The 18,554-nt window shown below is 41.7% G+C and carries 25 protein-coding genes; 24 read left to right on the forward strand and 1 reads right to left on the reverse strand.

Features of this window, described 5'->3' with window-relative positions; translation table 11 throughout:
* Positions 1-187 precede the first annotated feature (187 nt).
* From SJY39_RS02190 to SJY39_RS02205, 4 genes are all read left to right on the forward strand, one after another.
* The gene (locus tag SJY39_RS02190) at positions 188-1,012 is read left to right on the forward strand and encodes a hypothetical protein (RefSeq protein ID WP_154723717.1); all 825 of its coding nucleotides are present in this window, start codon (positions 188-190) and stop codon (positions 1,010-1,012) included.
* A 1,112-nt stretch (positions 1,013-2,124) separates the two neighbouring features.
* Positions 2,125-2,277 (forward strand): Hok/Gef family protein, encoded by a 153-nt coding sequence (locus SJY39_RS02195; protein ID WP_081324705.1) that lies wholly within the window; start codon positions 2,125-2,127, stop codon positions 2,275-2,277.
* A gap of 201 nt (positions 2,278-2,478) precedes the next feature.
* Positions 2,479-2,847: a phage protein gene (locus SJY39_RS02200; RefSeq protein WP_102445868.1), complete on the forward strand. Its 369-nt coding sequence runs from the start codon at positions 2,479-2,481 to the stop codon at positions 2,845-2,847.
* Between the two features lie 164 nt (positions 2,848-3,011).
* Entirely contained in the window at positions 3,012-3,578 is a 567-nt protein-coding gene (locus SJY39_RS02205) for a recombinase family protein (protein WP_154723716.1), read from the forward strand.
* A gap of 255 nt (positions 3,579-3,833) precedes the next feature.
* On the opposite strand, the gene SJY39_RS02210 is transcribed toward SJY39_RS02205, so the two are convergent.
* Entirely contained in the window at positions 3,834-4,160 is a 327-nt protein-coding gene (locus SJY39_RS02210) for a hypothetical protein (RefSeq protein WP_086716329.1), read from the reverse strand.
* A 145-nt stretch (positions 4,161-4,305) separates the two neighbouring features.
* Here SJY39_RS02210 and SJY39_RS02215 point away from each other — a divergent pair, with 145 nt between their 5' ends.
* The 20 genes from SJY39_RS02215 (at position 4,306) to SJY39_RS02310 (ending at position 18,313) form a co-directional block, all read left to right on the forward strand.
* Positions 4,306-4,545, forward strand: coding sequence for a CopG family ribbon-helix-helix protein (locus tag SJY39_RS02215; protein WP_102341036.1), 240 nt, complete (start codon positions 4,306-4,308; stop codon positions 4,543-4,545).
* On the forward strand, positions 4,535-4,819 hold the full coding sequence (locus tag SJY39_RS02220) for a type II toxin-antitoxin system RelE/ParE family toxin (RefSeq protein ID WP_086716333.1): 285 nt from the start codon (positions 4,535-4,537) through the stop codon (positions 4,817-4,819). Before SJY39_RS02215 ends, SJY39_RS02220 begins: the two co-directional genes overlap by 11 nt.
* A 285-nt stretch (positions 4,820-5,104) precedes the next feature.
* Entirely contained in the window at positions 5,105-5,392 is a 288-nt protein-coding gene (locus SJY39_RS02225; RefSeq protein WP_154723715.1) for a hypothetical protein, read from the forward strand.
* A gap of 642 nt (positions 5,393-6,034) precedes the next feature.
* On the forward strand, positions 6,035-6,664 hold the full coding sequence (locus tag SJY39_RS02230) for a site-specific integrase (RefSeq protein WP_017086664.1): 630 nt from the start codon (positions 6,035-6,037) through the stop codon (positions 6,662-6,664).
* Positions 6,665-6,867: 203 nt separating this feature from the next.
* Entirely contained in the window at positions 6,868-7,611 is a 744-nt protein-coding gene (locus tag SJY39_RS02235; protein ID WP_102258076.1) for a hypothetical protein, read from the forward strand.
* Between the two features lie 50 nt (positions 7,612-7,661).
* On the forward strand, positions 7,662-7,847 hold the full coding sequence (locus tag SJY39_RS02240; protein WP_017086662.1) for a hypothetical protein: 186 nt from the start codon (positions 7,662-7,664) through the stop codon (positions 7,845-7,847).
* A gap of 9 nt (positions 7,848-7,856) precedes the next feature.
* On the forward strand, positions 7,857-8,093 hold the full coding sequence (locus SJY39_RS02245) for a hypothetical protein (protein WP_154723714.1): 237 nt from the start codon (positions 7,857-7,859) through the stop codon (positions 8,091-8,093).
* Positions 8,094-8,107: 14 nt separating this feature from the next.
* On the forward strand, positions 8,108-8,317 hold the full coding sequence (locus SJY39_RS02250) for a hypothetical protein (RefSeq protein WP_017107329.1): 210 nt from the start codon (positions 8,108-8,110) through the stop codon (positions 8,315-8,317).
* 472 nt (positions 8,318-8,789) lie between these two features.
* Positions 8,790-9,479 (forward strand): ParA family protein, encoded by a 690-nt coding sequence (locus SJY39_RS02255; protein WP_154723713.1) that lies wholly within the window; start codon positions 8,790-8,792, stop codon positions 9,477-9,479.
* Complete coding sequence (locus tag SJY39_RS02260) at positions 9,476-10,666, forward strand: ParB/RepB/Spo0J family partition protein (protein WP_154723712.1); 1,191 nt, start codon at positions 9,476-9,478, stop codon at positions 10,664-10,666. The genes SJY39_RS02255 and SJY39_RS02260 overlap by 4 nt, the downstream gene beginning before the upstream one ends.
* A gap of 55 nt (positions 10,667-10,721) precedes the next feature.
* Positions 10,722-11,309: a hypothetical protein gene (locus SJY39_RS02265; protein ID WP_154723711.1), complete on the forward strand. Its 588-nt coding sequence runs from the start codon at positions 10,722-10,724 to the stop codon at positions 11,307-11,309.
* Positions 11,310-11,918: 609 nt separating this feature from the next.
* Entirely contained in the window at positions 11,919-12,395 is a 477-nt protein-coding gene (locus SJY39_RS02270) for a hypothetical protein (protein WP_154723710.1), read from the forward strand.
* A 15-nt stretch (positions 12,396-12,410) separates the two neighbouring features.
* The gene (locus SJY39_RS02275) at positions 12,411-12,863 is read left to right on the forward strand and encodes a hypothetical protein (protein ID WP_154723709.1); all 453 of its coding nucleotides are present in this window, start codon (positions 12,411-12,413) and stop codon (positions 12,861-12,863) included.
* A gap of 9 nt (positions 12,864-12,872) precedes the next feature.
* Entirely contained in the window at positions 12,873-13,160 is a 288-nt protein-coding gene (locus SJY39_RS02280; protein ID WP_235612460.1) for a hypothetical protein, read from the forward strand.
* Positions 13,147-13,443, forward strand: a complete 297-nt coding sequence (locus SJY39_RS02285) for a hypothetical protein (RefSeq protein WP_136987297.1) — start codon at positions 13,147-13,149, stop codon at positions 13,441-13,443. Before SJY39_RS02280 ends, SJY39_RS02285 begins: the two co-directional genes overlap by 14 nt.
* A gap of 37 nt (positions 13,444-13,480) precedes the next feature.
* Complete coding sequence (locus SJY39_RS02290; RefSeq protein WP_154723707.1) at positions 13,481-14,833, forward strand: DNA sulfur modification protein DndB; 1,353 nt, start codon at positions 13,481-13,483, stop codon at positions 14,831-14,833.
* Positions 14,834-14,900: 67 nt separating this feature from the next.
* Positions 14,901-15,125, forward strand: a complete 225-nt coding sequence (locus SJY39_RS02295; protein ID WP_136987253.1) for a hypothetical protein — start codon at positions 14,901-14,903, stop codon at positions 15,123-15,125.
* Between the two features lie 199 nt (positions 15,126-15,324).
* The gene (radC, locus tag SJY39_RS02300) at positions 15,325-15,810 is read left to right on the forward strand and encodes a DNA repair protein RadC (protein WP_154723706.1); all 486 of its coding nucleotides are present in this window, start codon (positions 15,325-15,327) and stop codon (positions 15,808-15,810) included.
* A 162-nt stretch (positions 15,811-15,972) separates the two neighbouring features.
* Positions 15,973-16,269, forward strand: a complete 297-nt coding sequence (locus SJY39_RS02305; RefSeq protein ID WP_154723705.1) for a hypothetical protein — start codon at positions 15,973-15,975, stop codon at positions 16,267-16,269.
* Between the two features lie 328 nt (positions 16,270-16,597).
* The gene (locus tag SJY39_RS02310) at positions 16,598-18,313 is read left to right on the forward strand and encodes a ParB/RepB/Spo0J family partition protein (RefSeq protein ID WP_390241281.1); all 1,716 of its coding nucleotides are present in this window, start codon (positions 16,598-16,600) and stop codon (positions 18,311-18,313) included.
* Positions 18,314-18,554 lie beyond the last annotated feature (241 nt).

Consider the following 18,554-nt stretch of genomic DNA (forward strand, 5'->3'; position numbering starts at 1 on the left):
TAGATTAGAGTTTCATTGTTTGGACTCTCAATCTAAACAACCCTAAAAACCCTGTGGAATCAAAATATGAACCAACGACAATTCTCGCGCCCTAGGTGCGATCTATCTAAGCATACTCTCAGTCCAAGCTATTATGTCAGTGAACCTATTTCACTGTACGAGTGCTTGAGTTCTGTTGGGGTGTGTTATGTCATTCTCTGAGCAAAATACCCTTCAAACTAAATCGCAATACGACAAAGAATATCGTGCAAAACGCAAAGCTCGTAAGCATGAGTTGATTGCTTTGAATCGTGAGATTGTCAGCCGTGAGCAGGAAACGAACGCTAACTTTGGTTTTGGTTTTTCTAAACGTCGTTTATTACGTAGTGGTGAATGGGTTGAACTGCCAACCGAATACGCTTTTATCTTAAAGGGCTGTGAAGAGTTTATCAATAATCCTCAACGCTTCCCTGGTTTGTTTGCTTGGGGTGGTGCTGCTATCAATAATATCCAGTGTCGAACTTTGGTCGCCAAGGTATTAGCGTGCATTCTCACCAATACCGATCTTATTGGTGGTCGAGTTGGCCAACCTACTGAAGCGGGTTTGAAACCGATTAGTTACGATCAGCTGCAAGAAGACTACGCATTGCGTTTTGGTGACTTCATTTCTCCTAAATCCTTTGCCAAAGTGATTCGATACTTACAAAGAGCCTCTTATCTTGCTACTGAACGTATTAACGTTTGTGTGAATGTCGAAGAAGGGACTGTGCGAAGCGCTGCTTCTTATAAGCAATTCTCTGCGACGTTCTTTAAAGACTTAAAGGTTGTGAGCTACAGTAATATTTGTGAGCTTATTATCGCTTCGCGTAAACGTATGGAGCAAAAAGGTTTACGCTTTGAATGGCTGAACTTTCGAACCATTGCTTCGGGTATTCAAGAAATCTTTAATGCGACGAAATTAAACCAAACAGCCTCTTTTGTTTCAAGCCTATTTACTGGCCCCAAAAAAACCGTACAGCTTTCCCCTCATTAAACAACTGAATGTATCCGCTTAATGGCGGAGGCGGAGTCACGCCTGTTCTATAGATATTCATCAAATTAATCGCTAAATCAATGTAAATATCAGATTTAATTGTCCTTTCCTGTTGTTCTTAACCAGGAAACTGTGGATGTAGTAGAGAAATTTCATTTTTTTATAAAAGGTAGTGCAATAAGTTACCGTTAGAAAACAGGTCAAAAATGCGGATGTAAAAACTACTGCGGTTATGAGTACTCCGTAGTTAAACTTTGTATGTACATAAATATATAAATGAATATTAGAAATTAAGGTTCATGCTGACTGCTATATGCTTGCATGTAGAGTCAGTATGAAGCCGACAAAGCGAAGCGACGTCAGCTTATCACCCACGTCAAATTGATCGATCCAACTAAAAACTAAAAGTACCTCCCATCAAAAGCATTTAATATCATCGAACTAAAAAGTAACAAAGAAGCTTTTGACGGGCCCCACACCCAGCATAAGCTCTACAAACAACATAGATTCAAACCAATAGCTGGCTGCGCTGTGCCTTTCTTTTGTCATACGACAGGAACCTATCGCACATAAACTCCTAATCCAGTGGAACCCCCACAAAAAGAACCAGTATTATTCAACCAACAACGCATATCTTACTCGCTTCGCTCGCGCATTCTTGCACGGCGACGGGCAATTTCTGTGCCAGTTACTTTCATCAATCCGTTAAACTTCATCTGGAACGATTAGAGCGTTTCTTACTCGCTGCACGAGTGCGTTCTGGTATTCGTCGTATAGCGACTCATGGGATCATAAAGGATCTTATTTCACTTGCGGAGATCTTAATAAAATCAAAAGGATTGGGGTATTACGCACATTTCCCCGAAAAGTTCGTTGATGATATTTATGGATTCGAAAGAAGCGGATGGGTGGTTACTACAGGATTAACAAAGCGTTACTGAGTCATGGTATACTGTTTGCGGGTGCTCTTGGCTGTTTGTCATGAGCAATCATTTAACCATTTTTGTTTGTGGCAGATAGACAAAAGCCCCGTTAGTTAATAATAACCAACGAGGCCTCAATCATGACTCGACAACTTGATTATAGCCTCTTCAACGAAGGAGGCAAGCAAAATGCCAAAAAGTAAAACCGCCCTGATGGGACTAACGGTCGTCTGTATGACGATATTGTGTTCGCTTTGGATTGTACGAGATTCACTCTGTGAATTTCGTTATGAAGATAAGAACGTAAACTTTCTAGCTACGCTTGCCTACGAAGTGAAATAATGGCTGGACAGGAAGGGGCGCAAGCCTCTTCCTGATTCAGTGTTGTGATTCATGCCAAGGTGCACCCAAATCTTTTCTCTCATCAAAACACGCTCATTATTTTACTGCATCCTATTTTTCGCAGCGTGTTATGTCTGCTTATGTTCAATCGTGCATATCTCCTTGAATCAGTGCAACCTCTTGTATTTAGAGGTTTTATCATTGAAGTATCGCGAAATGAGTAAGAATTACATTTTTCGAGAGTTAGAGTGCCAAATGACAAAGGAAGAGGTTGCTGAACTGTGTTTTAAAACTGTGAGGACTGTCACGGGATGGGATGAAGGAAAACCAATCCCGCCTGAGTGTAAAAGGCTTATGCGTATGGCCAAAGGTCGGGAACTCAGCGTAAGTGATGAGTGGGAACAGTTTAAAATGTTATACGACAGTATGGAGCTGCCAACTGGCCAAGTAGTGAGGCCACAACAAATCTTAGCAGGAATTGCGCTTTTGGGGATTCAGTCTGAGTTAGAAATTAAAACTTCCACTCACTTGCTTGGTCTAGCTAGGGCGATAGCAAATATTAAGAAATAGGGGTTTGAGGTCCAACGGAACGGCTTTGTACGCTAAGGGGGTTAACTGTCTGATATATCATAAGTTATCAGACACTTTAAAATGGCATAGTTAATATGTCTATTAAATCGATATTTTGAGATAATAGACACCCACCGTCCGACAATCGATTTAGGAGACACTTCATGCGGCTTTTTGGTTACGCACGAGTATCGACCAGTCAGCAATCTCTAGATATTCAGTTCAAGGCACTCAAATGTGCCGGTGTGAAAGTGAGTCGTATTTTTAGCGACAAGGGATCTGGAAGCAATACGAATCGAAAGGGTCTAGAACTATTACGCCTCAAAGTAGAGGATGGAGATGTAGTTCTGGTAAAAAAACTGGATCGTCTTGGGCGTGATACTGCCGACATGATTCATTTGATAAAGGAATTTGAGGAGCAAGGTGTTGCGGTGAAATTTTTGGATGACGGTATCAGTACAGAAGGCGAAATGGGAAAAATGGTCGTCACTATTTTATCCGCAGTAGCCCAAGCAGAGCGTCATCGAATTTTGGAGCGAACAAATGAAGGACGACAAGAGGCTAAATTAAAAGGTATCAGGTTCGGTAGGAAACGTACGGTAGACAGAAATAAGGTTCTGTCTATGTATAGCCAGGGGGTTGGCGCTACAGCGATCGCCAATCAATTAAAAATTGCACGTTCAACAGTCTATAAAATCATTGATGACATGAAAAAAGACTTCTCAACGTGAAGGCGGATTTTAATAGTTGTCAGCCTTAGCGTACGTTTTCGTTCCATTGGACTTCAAACCCCTTGAAGTGCTTTAACGATATGGCTATCATGAAAGGACTTAACGGGCTTCAATCGTTTAAGTATTCCGAAATAAACCGCCCTGCAAGGCGGTTTTTTCACATCTAGGGCAAAAGGTTACGACTTAACGATAAAGATCTCAACGATCATTTTTGTGATCACCTTGTTCACACAACAAAAAACGCCTAAATAGAGTCTAAAATTGATAATCCTCATAGATTCCATAAATCCCGTCACACATTCTTTTTTTCTGATCAATTTTAAAATCTAAATAAAACACCTCCATTGCTTTAAACATTTTATCGCGCTCATATTTCATCTTGCTTGCTGGCATTTTTTCAATCTCATACTCTTGAAGTAGCATCAGCGATTCAAAAAGCGATTTTTTTATATAGTCATTTTCGTAGTAGCTTGCACACGCTGCGGTATATCCGGCAATTTTTCCATCTTGATATTCATTTTCACCGTCAGAAAAAACAGGAGCAGCAAAAAACATTAGCGCGATAATTAATTTTTTTTTCATTGTTAACCTTACTCGAACAGTAACGGCCAATGGCCGAAAGTAACAGGGAACCCACTTAAGAAAAAATCCTATCAAGTCTACAAAATTTAGTAGTAATGATTACTTTGTATTACAATGTAATTAACGCAATACAAGGAGGCTTATTATGCCATCTATGTCAGTCAGAATCCCTGAAGATATCGAACAAAAACTAACACTACTTGCTGAGTCCACGGGACGAACAAAGTCATGGATTACCAACCAAGCAATTCAAGATTACTTAGTTCGTGAGCTTTGGCAGATAAATGAAATCAAAGATGCACTGCATGAAGCTGACTCAGGACAGTTTGCTAACAAGGACGATGTACAAGACACATTTTCTAAGTGGGGTGTAAATGCAGATTAAGTGGCTTAAAAAAGCCTTAATCAATTTAGAGCAGTCTGCAGAGTATTTACACGAACATAACCCACAATCATCACGTGAGTTTGTTCAAGAAGTCTATGACTTGACAAATCTTCTAAAAACCAATCCTGCGATGGGTCGTCCTGGTCGAGTCTTTGGAACAAGAGAGCTTGTCCTAAATAAGTTTCCCTACCTAATACCTTATCGAGTAAAAAATAATTGTATTGAGATTTTAAGAATATTCCCTACTCGCATGTCTCAACCAGAATTTTGGTAAGTATAACTTGAGGCTAATCTTGGTCTGAGACCAAAGTTTTCACTACCGGCATCAAAAATAAGATCTTCATAATTTCTGTTATGTTCACTCACGTGACTGCGTAACGAAGAACGGCTCCCTATTGGGAGCCGTTTTTGTGTCTAAATCTGGGTACGCACTAAGTTCAGTTACGTTAAATGTAGCAAATTTTTCAACATAAAACCCATACGATAACTGATACTTAGTTGTTTAATGATGCAACTAACCCCATATTGATTAATGAACTAATCACATAAGAAGAATATCATGCCATCACTTTCTTTTGACCCAAAAACGGGTGAAACCAAATTAGCCGAAGGAACATCTATATCAAGCGTATCTATAAAGAACGTCCAAGATGTAAGTTCTTACGAGATAATAGAAGACAATCAAACTTTAATTCATAAAGTAAAATTCAATGAAAGTAGTTATTTCACAGCAAGTTATGGAAATAATTCAGTATCAGTGAACTCAACAGAATGCACGACTAACGTTTCAGACGATCCAGATAACGAAAGTGCGGTCATATTAACCATATCCCCTAATAAAAAATAAACTATCACTCCATCCGAAGAGTTAGGACATATTTCTCACCGACTTTCCTTATCGTTTCAAAAGGAAATTCGGTGTTCATTATGTACAATATGTTAAATAGGCTACTTTAGTGCAACTTTTGCAAGCTTCACTTGCAAAATCGAGAAAAGAGATAAAAACCTACCCTCTTTTTTCACTTTCCCCCCTAAAAGCATTCTGAAAGTTAATTACATAATTCCACCAAATGTTAATGATTTGTAATTCATTTTTGTTTCGCCTGGTTTTTTGATCTTAATCCTCAAAATGATCAGTTTTCTCTATATTAGTGATACTGACGCCGCTTCGCTCTGTCGGCTTCATACTGACTCTACATGCAAGCATATAGCAGCCAGCATGAACCATACGTAAACAAGGACTCATTAAACTATTCATGAAGGCGTTTGTTGTGTTGAGCATTGGTAAACTTTTGGCAAAACTTACCAACGGTTAAGCGAAAGTTTACCACCACTCTATCTAGTGGCTTTTACGCGCACCGGTTACACCACATCTTGTGCTTTATCCGTTTTCCCCCAAAGCCAGCAATTCCAATCCTTAGATCACTGATTTCTAAACTTGTCACTGTTAGCGTGTGTGTTTATTCATGCAAAACAGGAAAATGCACACATGGCACTACCAACGCTCATCGAGGACAAAGACAAAACTTGGATCTTTAAAGTCATTACACAGACACCAGAGCCAGAGCTTAATGCGTGTCTAATGGGATTTTTCTTGGGTAGTGGAATGACAACACTAGAGGTATGTCGCATCCAAGTTCGAGACATTGTTAAGAAGAACGGACACCTAACAAAATGCTTTGCCATTAAAGGCGATGTGAATCGAGATTTTTATCTGTCCAACATTAAGCTACAGAATCTTATCAAGAACTACATTGAGCAACGGCTAAAAGATGGTGATCACCCCGATCAATACAATGCTTTTGATGCTGATGAACCATTCTTTAAGCGTAGGAATGGCGACCATTTTAAAATCAAGCATAGAACCACAGAGAAAGGTAATACGACTTACCACTGTAATGCTTTAAATAATCACATCAAACGATTGTTGGCTGATTCTGGTATTGATCAGCCTAGTATTCTAAGCGGTAGACGCACGTTTGCTGTAAGGCTTAAACGTCATGGAGTAGACGTTCCGACTATCCATTTGATGCTTGGAAATAAGAGCCTTGAAACCACGTTAAGACTTATAGAGACAGATACTGTGAGTATGCTAGCAATTGCAGATATGGCTTTTTAAAATATGCTAGACATATATGACGGGTGTATGTAGTGTGCTTTTATTAGCTACAAACAAGTGAGCCACCCTCGAAAGGGTGGCTCTTAAACTCGCTACCTGTTGTCAATACTGTTTCCAGCGGAAGAGGACAGGGCTATCACAACAAGAGGATTAACCTCAGTTGTTTCTAATAATACACAACCTTGATACAGAGGGCAAATAATTTGGATTTGGAAGAGATCAAGCAAGGACTTTCTACAGAAAAACTAGAGACCTATCGTCAGGTGCTCGACTGTAAATCTGATAGTGAGTTGATAGCCGTTTATATGGCGATGCAAAGTATAATGTCTCAGTTTTTCTCAGTAGTTCAGCTACTTGAAGTGACATTGAGAAATTCAATCCATAAATCAGCAACAGAATGCTTTGAAGATGATGAATGGTATAAGCGAATTCCTCTAAGTCAAGAGTCTCGAAAACAAGTCGATTTTGCAGAACAGCAGTGTTTAAAGGATGTAGGCGCTCGATATACCAGTAACGATCTTGTTTCTCGATTACCGTTTGGATTTTGGGTTCACATGTTACACCGAGACTACAACAACCCTCGCAACAGAGATCATAACCTATGGCAAACACAGTTGGATAAGTGTTTCCCGAACGCTAGAGAGAAGAGAGTTAAACTCAATACATTATTTCAGAAAATGGGAGCATTAAATAAGTTCAGGAATCGTTTATTCCATCATGAGCCAGCATGGAAAGGTAGATCCACTCGAAACCGAGTTGATGCTATTGAGTTTCTTCTAAAAATGTTCAATGAGCACACGGACGCTATTTACTTACTATCCACTTCTAAACGAGAGCTTATTACAGTGTTAGGGTTTGAAGAAAAATTCAATCAAGAGTGTAATATCAAAAACTTAGAACGTTTTGAGTCGTTGTTAGCTCCTGAGAGTCGAAATACTGGCGATTAGTGAGCTAGACATATTTGACAGGTAATTAAATTGGAATATACTAGACATATATGACAGGTAGAAATATTACAGAGTTTCAGCTTATAGCAAACGCTAAAGGTTGGAAGTTTGAAGAAATCGCAAAACGTTGGGGTAAGTCCGAACGCCAGTTATCACGGATAGCAAAGGCGGGTGAACAGCGTGACTTAGACGCTGTGAATGGCCTACCAAACAAAGACAACGAACAAAAGGGATAAAAAGACATCATGTTTTTTGAGTTCTTTGATTGGAAAATTAAAGCAGGAATAATTATTACCGTTGCTCTTATGTTGGGTAGCGTAATCAGCTTCATTGTTGCGTGGACAGCACCAGTACCAACCGATGCATTATCAGCCGTAACCAAATATCTAAATTATCGTTGGTTTGCTTTCTTTGTTGTAAGTACTTTCTCTATAGGTGCGGCAACCATGAAGTATCACGATAAAACATTGAAACGTTTTTAATAGGAGAATTGGCGATGAGCTATCCAATGTTAGACAGTGATTTAGAAGCTCTCAAACAAACACCTGAACTTCAAGGTAGAGCATTTGGTATTTCTAGAATCCAACGTTTCATGGGGTTCGGCTACAACCGCGCAGCACACCTAGTCGATGCCGCAGTTGAACTTGGTGTGCTTACTAGAGATCAAGACTCTGATTGGTTAGTTAGGCTAACAGAGCAAAACTAGAGGGAAAAGAGTGATTCGTATGAAAGCATTCAAAAAAGCAGTACACGCCGTTAGGGAAACTGGTGAGGTTATGGTTGGTTAATTAGTTTTTATTACTATGTATTTGGGAAACCAAACGGTACATCTAAAAACACCAATCACATAGCAGTACAGAATGAACAAAACAGAACTCTAGGGTTAGGTGAAGCTAGCTATCAGCAGCAAGTAATCAAAAATACTACTTCTGCACAGTTCAGAAATCATAATGGCAGCTAAGGGGAATTTAGGTTTTGTTTAGGAGGGTTTGGGGAACGGTGAACTCGCCCCAACGACTGTAAAGTGGGATGATTGCAAAAGTTGCAGCGCTGCAACTTTTACGGACACAATGCATTTAATTGTTGTCTTTTGCGGTCATTTTGCATATTATCCTTGTGTGGCAAGGTTTCCTTGCTGACATTAAGCCCATTAGGGCATTACCCATGAGGATGACAAAATGACTGGTAAGATTGTAAGTGTTGCCAACTCTAAAGGTGGCGTAGGAAAATCGACTAAAGCCGCTAATCTCGCTATTGATGCTGCTAATAAAGGCTTGAATGTCTTGTTAGTGGATAGTGAGAAGTCGGGAACAATGCTCGATTATGGAAATAGAGACATCGAAAACCTAACTGTGATTAATGGTTATGAAAAAGCATTTCCTAAAATGTTAGATGTGTATCGTAATTCTTACGATTTGATTATGGTTGATACCGCAGGTGTGAACGCTGACCTACAAGGGGATGATGATAATTTTCAAGAAACGTTAAATCATAAGATTCTGACCAAAACAGATCTATTAATCATTCCTGTCGAACCGAGTCCCGTGGCAATTCGAAAAACATATCGCTTTATTCAAACTGCTGAAAATTATCTAGAAGCAGCTAGGGGCAATATGCAAGCGATTATTGTCGTCAACAAATATAGCGCTCAAACAAAATTGTCTCGTGAACTTGTTCGAGACCTCCCTACCCTAACTGATATCCCTGTTTCTAAAAATCGTATTAGAAAAGCTGAATGTGTCATGCAAGCTGAAATCGATCTGTTATCGGTTAATGAATACGCACCAAACGAAAAGGTCGCTTTAGATATTCGTTTGTTTGAGAAAGAGGTGTTTGAACTATTGGGATTTGAAGAGGTTAAATTATGAATGGTTTTGTTCTTAAAGCGGCTGATACAGCTCAAAAAACATTAAATCAACAAGCGGATTTAAGTGCCCTACCCCCAAAGCAACAAGTACGAAAAATTGAGGTAGAGGATGAGATACTGTTAGTGCCTTGGGAGTTTATTCACCCAGATCCAAATCAACCAAGGAAGGAACGAGATCCTGTAGAGTTCTTGAAAGTAAGTAATTCCATTAAGCAGACTAAGGGTAACACTCAACCAGTCATAATTAGGAAGCACCCTTCTATTCGAGGTGAATACATGTTGGTTGCTGGCGAAGGACGTTGGACTGCATGTAAAGAGCATAACTTGAATGTTCGTTCTATCTTGAAACAAGACTTTGATGATGAACTTTCAAATCCTGAGCAAGCTTGGAATAAGCTTTTCGTACAAGTATCAGAAAATGTTGGCAGAAATGATCTATTACTTGTTCGTGAAGCTGAGTCGTTAGAACGACTAGTGAGTACTTATACTGCTAAGTTGCCCGCTAAAGATGTTGGGAAAATGCTTGGGTATGATAAAACGAAAACATCACGCTTAATGAAACTCGCATTAGCTCCTGAATCCATTAAGCAACTCTCTTTAGATGGTGTTTCGCAAAACATAAACATGCTTATTTTGTTGATGGATTTGTATTCACTTGTCGATGAATCTGCTTTCTCAAAATACTTATTGAAAGTTCGAGAAAAAGAGCTGTTTGAACGTGGACTAAGAGAAATTGTCCGAAACTTGAAGCCTTCAAAAAAGTTGAAAGCAACACAGCCCCAACTGAACAATGGTGAAGTTGATCCATCGCCTCTTATTACTAAAGCGTTAACCAATACAAAGTGCGAAGATAAGTTAGCCACAATAATACACTCTCATTTAAAGCGTGCTAAAGATGAAGGGTTCAGTATTAACGAAAAGGCAATTTCCGAGCATCTGGAGTCTATGACCCCTACCTCTCTCAAAACACTCTCTGATTTTGACACCATTGTTGATCAATGTGTGGTGTTGTATGAGCCATCAAACGATAAGAGTCAACCCTCCCCTCCAAGTAAAGAACGTCAGTTTTTAGAAATGGAGTCATTTGAACAGGTTGATGGTGACTTGTTGATTCGTATTAAAGGGCAAAAACAACCATTAAAAATCAACAAGAATGATGTTCAAGCCTTGAAAGCAATCGTTATTTAATGTGTGACAAGAAATACCGCCTTAATTAGGGCGGTAATAAAGAGAGATAGTAAGTATGCGAACCATTTTTGAACAAGCAGTGAACTGGAAGCAGCCGACTGTAAAAGAAGTTGAGTTAGTCATGATAAAAGCCGCCAGTAAACTAGGTTGTGACGTGATAAATCTTCACAAAAATTTTGGTGTTGATGCGCGAACATTTAGACGTTGGAAGGAAAATGCTATTGATAACCCTGACCAAATAAGCTCTATTAAGTATTCAGCATTCGGATTGCTTGTTGCTATTGCTACTTGCAATATTGTTGATAAGGATGGCCATCGCATAGCAATAGGGGGAGATATTATCTTTACTTCCGGTAAGAAGTCTTTAGAGCCTGTGAGCAATGAACTTTGGCGATTAATACTAAATAACTATGTCTATAATGCTCAAAGCTTTGTTAAACCTAATGAGAAAATCGTAAAGTTCTTTTATGGCAAAGATTCCGTCACTGGCCTCTTTCGTCAAGATGTCGCTGATTTACTTGGCTACAGTAAAGATCATTTTGGTAGGCTTATTATGAGAATGAACTTTGGTACATGGGCGAGTCTATTGTTATGTATGGGAGTACCCATTAACCAACTTTTTGACTTTAATCGACCTAAATAATATCCAATGTTGAGTTCGTGTTGGTTTGTCCGTCATAAAAAGTTGCAGCGCTGCAACTTTCTAAATTTTCTTGTGTAATGTTAATGCTTTTTATACTTACTCTATTTTCTTACGGAGAGTTTTTGCATTAAAAATGTGAAATTGATTTGTGTCACAAAGGCTCTTGAGTACATGCTCTTAAACCTTTGGGCGTTCTCCCTACGGTCGGTTCATTCCGTCACTACGCTCCTCCCGCGATAACTTATGCCACTCATATCGAGCCAGCTCGATGTGGCATTAAGTTCCTGCGAACAATCACCCAACGCACTTCACTCACTGCGTTCGCTACGCCTCGTCATTCTTCCTCGTTGCCGTTCGTCGTACCTCCTCTCAAAAGCTTTCACTGCCGTCAATTAAGTTCGAGTAAGGGCTTGTTGTCTTATGTGCCGATTTCCCTTTCGACTCGCATCATTTGATGGCGCTCGCAGCGCTGTTAACCCTCCTCAAATCAGAACCTTATCTGCAAAGGTAAATGAACGCTACGCGCCCCTGCAGAGAAGAACCATGTTTGAGGGATGGACAGCCAAGCGGCTCCATAAAAGTGATACTCAAACAGAAAGGAAACTCCAGATGGCACAACGACACTCAACCCCAACTCTCTCTAAATTGACGACCAGCGACCAGCGTTTCGCCGCTGGAGACGAAAGCTCACCAAAAAATGATATCTCTTTGTCCGAGGCTCAAATCGGCTTCATTCAACTGATTGATCGTAAATCTAAGCAGGTTATCGCACAGCGTGAAGGCTCAAATAATGAAGCGTCATTTAAATACCTAAAAACGAACGTGTGGAACATGAGCAAGGACGTGGCTATGCAATTTGTGATGCAAACCGATCATGTTCATCCGAATAAGTTTTTCAGTGCGGTACTTAAACATTCGCTGGTTAAGGTCTACCACAATCAGCTTACTAACAATGAGCCTGTAGGTGTGAGTCCATCTTGGGAAGGAACGGCAGATTCAGTGGATGAAAACGAGACCATTATCAATAGCGAACAATGGGATGCTTTTGATTCAGAAGGTCATTGGATCGGTACTTCGGAATTTTAAGTGGAGGGATTTCACATGACACAGTTATTTGGTAACACCGCAAATATGCCGCTCCGTCAGCAGCTTAAAGTGATGCGTCAGTCTGAAGAGGTGGCGAGTTCGGCCACTACCTCTTCACAACGTTTAGAGCTAGCTCAACGTCTACATCATTTAAAAATGTTCAGTCGCGGTCAAAGTTCTGAGCAAGTAAATGATGTGGCTGACTTAAAAGGGTTGAGAGTTCGTGAAGCGATAAAGACTCAGTTTCCTGATATCGGTCAGCGTGCATTTCAACGTCATGATGTTTATGAGTTGTTGTTAGAGCTAGGTAACGTCGTGGAACTTGGCCAATGGCGTTTACACGAGAGCGCAAAAGAGATGGTCATGTATGCCTCTTACGGCTCTGTGTACCCAGGCTTGCGTTTTCAAAAGAGTGGTGAGGTTTTTCATTGCAAAGGCTTCAATTTCGATATCCGTTTAGCTTCGTAAGGAAGAGTGATGAAAAATAATAATATTCCAGTGACTTACGACACAAACGGTCGAATGCAATATCACCCAGACTATCACCCCAATCATGGTTTGCCATGGAAGACCAGCGAACAAAAGTACCTGATAGACCGTTACGTGGTGGATGGGCCTGAGCAAGTGAGTTTTGCGTTAGGCAGAACCATTCATACCATCATGGCGAAAGCTTGGGAGTTACGAAAACTTGGTGTTATGCCAAAGCCAACCAAAGTGCCGCACCATCGCCGTGTTCAAAAGGAGAGTCAGCATGAAAACGCCTAACTATTTTGCAGCGCTCTCAGAGTTAACTCGTCGTGACTTTAGGAAACAAGCGGTTATCACACCTAAGTCCCGTTTTGACTTTTACGACGAGGGCAAAAAATGCAATGTCCATAACTGGTCAAGTGAGTATCAAGTACATGTCTATCACTGCTTGAGCGATTCCGTTGTGGACGGCAAGCCGTTGTACTTCGTTGAAACCTATTCCATATGGGGAGATTGGCTTTGCAGTGAATCTTATCGAACCATCAAAGAAATGAAAAAAGCCTGGCATGGCCAGCTTTAAGAAACATCATCATTTAATTGTTTTAGAGGTCATTATTATGTCTGAATATTGTTTCGAAATCCCTGCGATACGTGGTATCCAAGCTGGACGTGAGTTCTTCACCATCAACGCCCCCTTTGGTGTGTTGCAACGGTTGGTAGCGTTTGATTCCGGTAATGTATTGGCGCGCTCTCAGCGTGACGTTAATCTAACTCGCGCGAAAAAGGTCTCACAATACATTCAAGATAATCTCGATACTTATGTGTTGACGTCATTGACTGGTGTGATCAATGAACGTCCTGAGTTTATCGAGTCAGAGCATGCCAATGTTGGTTTATTAAAGGTAAGCATGGACAGCGAAATATTGCTCTTTGATGGTCAGCATCGAACCACAGGCATCATCGATGCGATTAAACAGAATGTAGAGTTGCGTGGTCACAATATCCCCTTGATGTTGTTTTTAGATATGTCATTGCCTGAGCGTCAGCAGGCTTTCTCTGACATTAACGGCCACACTGTGAAGCCGAGCACAAGTATTAGTGACACATACAATCAACGTGACGATTTACCAAAGCTTGTAGTTCACATGGCAAACAACTTAACCGTCTTCGTTGGTTTGGTCGACTTTGAGCGTAACGTGATTGGTAAAAATAGTGATTACTTGTTCCCTGTCAAAATTCTGAAAGACGCAACCGCTCGGTTGCTTGGTGTCAAAGTTAATAGCAAGCTAACTGATGAGCAATGCGAAATAGCACGAGAGTTTTGGCAAGCGTGTGCCAAACCGCTACTGTGGCAAACTTTTCGTTGTTGGGATGACTCCGCCAATGAGTTTCGCACTAGTTATATCTCTTCGCATGGTGTGTTCTTGAATGCGCTAGGGTTTGTTGGTCAATGTTTGTTGGCTCAATATGGCAACGTGGATAAGCTGGCTGAGTTATCTACGTTGAATATCCGTCGTAACAGTGATGAGTTTGTTGGTCGCTGCATCGATGCAGTCACCGGTAACATGCTGACTAATATCACCGCCATCAAGCTGACCGCGATTAAAATGCTGTGTCACGTTGACTGTCCTGTCGGGCCTGAGTTGCAAGCGCTGGAGCGTCAATATTTCCCTGAGACTGAGTTTCCATCGGCTCTAGAGCGTGGTACCTCAACATTAGATGAAGTGTTTGATGAAGTCGAGCATCGAAGCGTACACCTTTATGCGGATATGGTTCGAACGAAGTGGGCGGATTTAACCGAAGCACAAATCGACAATGTATGTGACCAAGTTGAAGTGGTTGTTATGGGCTTTGGTGACACGCTAGAAAGCGCAAAAGGGAACGTGCAGTGCATGATCAATAAGATGCGCAAATCTTCCACTGTGTTAGGCACTATCCGAGCCAACTATAAAAAAGTCATTGCAGAGTAAACCCGTTGTGCGAGCTGGCTATCAAGTCAGTTCGCACCGATTCAGCCAAGAGATAGGAGTCCACAAAATGAACGTTCGTTCACTTTTCCTGAAAATCCAAGACCTCTCAGAGCAGGCCAGCATCGAGAGTGGCACGTCTTACGAAGAATACATTCGCCTTTTTACGTTCTACTTTGAGCGCAGTTTCAAGAGAAAGTCAGTGGAGGCATTGAAGATAGCTGGCGAGTTTGGGTATGACGTGTCGATGCGTCAGCGTGTGACGGCACAAGGTTCGAATCGTCGCCGCCGATAACCAGGCTGTTTGGGCTTTCCGTGCTCTTTCGTCTATCACGCCTTCTTTTAAACCGTCTCTCACCACGCTTTGTTTGCAAGGGAAGTACACGCGATATCCCTAAAGCAACAAGTTGCTAGGGCTATCGCCCCTTGTCAAAGCGCAGCGATGGAGAGAGGCCGGACAGTCAGGCGATAACGAAATGAACAAGGAGTAAGCCATGACTGCATCAATTACCTACACCAACAACGCACTTTTTACTGCCGAGGAACAAGCAACCTTGGCACATGCCGCAGACATCCTAAAATCCAAACTTATCATCAGTGAGCAACCTGCGCTGACTTCTCCAACTTTGGTGAAAACCTTTTGCCAACACTCACTTGCAACCAAAGAGCATGAAGTGTTCGGTGTTATCTTCCTGGATAACCAACATCGAGTACGCTCTACCGCTGAGCTGTTTGCTGGTACGATTGATGCGGCTTCAGTTTACCCTCGCGAGGTGGTTAAGAAAGCATTAGCTGAAAACGCCGCTGCCGTTATCCTATTTCATAATCATCCGTCTGGTATGGCTGAACCAAGCCAAGCAGACCGTCGAATTACGCGCCGACTGGCCGATGCACTATCACTTGTTGACATCAAGGTTCTTGACCACTTTGTTGTCTCATTCGAAAACGTGGTTTCCTTCGCTGAGCGCGGCTGGATTTAAGAGAGAGGCGGCTTAGCCGCCTCTCTTTTTATCGCGCGTTTAAGGTCGTAGGCTTATGCTCAAAAGGGATGTTGATAGTATCGCCCCGATACGCTTTGTGTGTCGGGAATGATCGTTAAGGGGGTTCTGACCGTGATGGAAAGTATGCATCTTTGAACTTGGATGTTTTTTTACTTTTTTGATTGCTATGCCTTAGAAAGTTGCAGCGCTGCAACTTTTGGGGTTTTTGAAGTCCGCTTTATTTTATGGAAAGGCTTGTTGCTTGAGTCTGTTTACGGCGTTCTCCCTGCGGTCGGCTCATTCCGTCGCTACGCTCCTCTCACGATAACTTGCTGCACTGATATCGAGCAAGCTCGATGTGCCGCTAAGTTCCTGCGAACAATCACCCAACGCACTCCACTCACTGCGTTCGCTACGCCTCGTCATTCTTCCTCGTTGCCTTTCGCTGCTTTCTGTTAAGAGTGAGTAATGGTTTTGAGCGAGTGCTCCATCAATGTTTGCCTTTTTCTTGTATGCACTGCGGCTTATCGACGCTGCTTTCTAAAAATCTCAACTCACTCCCTCATTTGCAAGGTAGGGCCGAGCCGCTTCGCGCCCTTGCAAAGTGCGGTTTTGAGCCGAGCTGGAGAAAGCAGGCGACAAGCGAAGTGATACTAAACAACAAAACGGAGAACACCTATGAACACTCTTACTCAATACCAAACTCACTCTATACAGGAAGCAACGACCAGCGTATCGCCGCTGGAGGCTCAGGCAACCTGCACAAAATGATATCTCTAATAATCAAATGCTACCGGTTTTATCTTTGGTGATGTCTGAGTTAAACGTGCGTAAAAGTAAAGCATCAAAAAGTGATGATGAATCATTACAAGCGTCAATTTTGGCTCATGGCTTAATTCAGAACTTGGTGGCTCTACCTATGGATGAATTGGGTTTGTATCCGATTATCAGCGGTGGGCGAAGATTGACGGCTTTAAATGCACTGATTGAATCGGGGCAGATTGCGAGTGATTACACGGTAGCCGTTAAAGTGTTAAACGAAGAAGAAGCAAAGGTGTATGCCACTGAAATTTCGTTGACTGAAAACTTTACTCGCGCTGCTATGCACCCTGTCGATGAATTTGAGGCGTTTTCTAACATGGTTGAAAATGGGGCAACGGTTGAGGCGGTCGCGCAACGTTTTGGGAAAACTCAGTTGTATGTACATCAGCGCATGAAATTGGCTGCGGTTGAGTCCGTTATCCTCGATGCGTACCGTGAGGGCAGTGTCTCTCTTGAGCGTGTCATGTTGTTCACCATTGCCAGTCCAGAGCGTCAAATTGAAGTATGGGAACAAGTAAAAGACAAGTCTTGGCACAATGATAATCAAGTGCGCAATATGCTTAAAGAGACAGCATTAGAGGCTTCAAGTCACTTAGTTAAATTTGTTGGCCAAGAAGCCTATGAGCAAGCCGATGGGATCATCACTACCGATCTGTTCTCTGACGAGGTGTACTTTGAAGACCGTTCGTTAATGGAGTCACTGGCTACTGAAAAAATGCAACTTGAAGCGGATAAGCTGATTGAAAAAGGGTGGAAGTGGATAGACATTCAGCTAACTCGTAGTTACGATGAAACGAAAGGTTACTTGGAGTTACAAGGTAACAAAGGTCAATACAAGAAAGCGGAAAAAGCCTTAGCAGGGTGCATTCTGACCCTTAACTATAACGGTGAGATTGTTGTGATTAAAGGTTTGGTGGCAAAATCTGAGCGTAAAGCACTGAAAGTCTTGCAAGCTGAGAAATCGAACAAAGCCACGGATAGCAAAAATGAAGATGGTAGCGCAAGTACGGTTACACCAGTAACAGAATACTCAAACGCACTGACAGAAGACTTAAAAGCGCACCGCCTTGTCATGGCGAAACATGCCCTCATGCAACAAAGTAGCCTAGCGGTTGATATTTTGCACTATACCCTATGCGTAAAAGCTCTTGCAGGGTTTCACTCAAGCCATGCTATTGATATTTCATTAAATCAAACCAACGTTGAGCCAAAGCAGGGCGAATTTGCTGAGAATCAAGCCCTTGCCCGTATCGAAGCGCACAAAGAAAACTTGGATACCTCATGGCTAGAGGTCAAATCTATCCCTGAACGCTTTGAGGCATTCGTTAAGCTCGATGCAGACGAAAAGCAAAAGCTAGTCGCTTTTGCCACCGCTTTGATGCTTACCCCATCAATGGTTGGTGATAAGCAATCCTATAACGAATTTCTTTTTCAGCGATTGGACTTTGATGCGGCTGACTACTGGCGACCAAGTACGGACAGTTTCCTCAAGCGTATTGATAAAGATTCACTGGTCGATATTGCCCGTCCTGTTATGTCAGATACATGGCTAAAAAGCTCTGATTCGCTCAAGAAGGGTGATTTAGTCAAACAGATGGATGTTTGGCTAGATGGGGCAGATAAATCGCTGACAGAAGCGCAGAAAGCCCATTTTGCTAAGTGGATGCCTGTTGGGTTTTAATGCCATATTGTCATCATGCAGCATAGCTGCATGATGACTTCCCCGTGTCGTGAATGGTATGTCTTGAGAAATATATCAATAACTTATCAAAGCTCAATAAATCGTCGTTTTCCTTCCATTAGGGGTAGAGAGGGAAAACGGCAAATATCCTACGTTAAGGAAGTGCAAAGCTTTTAGCCACGGCACAAACGAACGTTTGTGCAATGAAATATGATGAACCTATATATATTGCTTTCAGCAT

It is taken from the genome of Vibrio sp. R78045, assembly GCF_042466085.1.
Taxonomy (GTDB): Bacteria; Pseudomonadota; Gammaproteobacteria; order Enterobacterales; family Vibrionaceae; genus Vibrio; species Vibrio cyclitrophicus.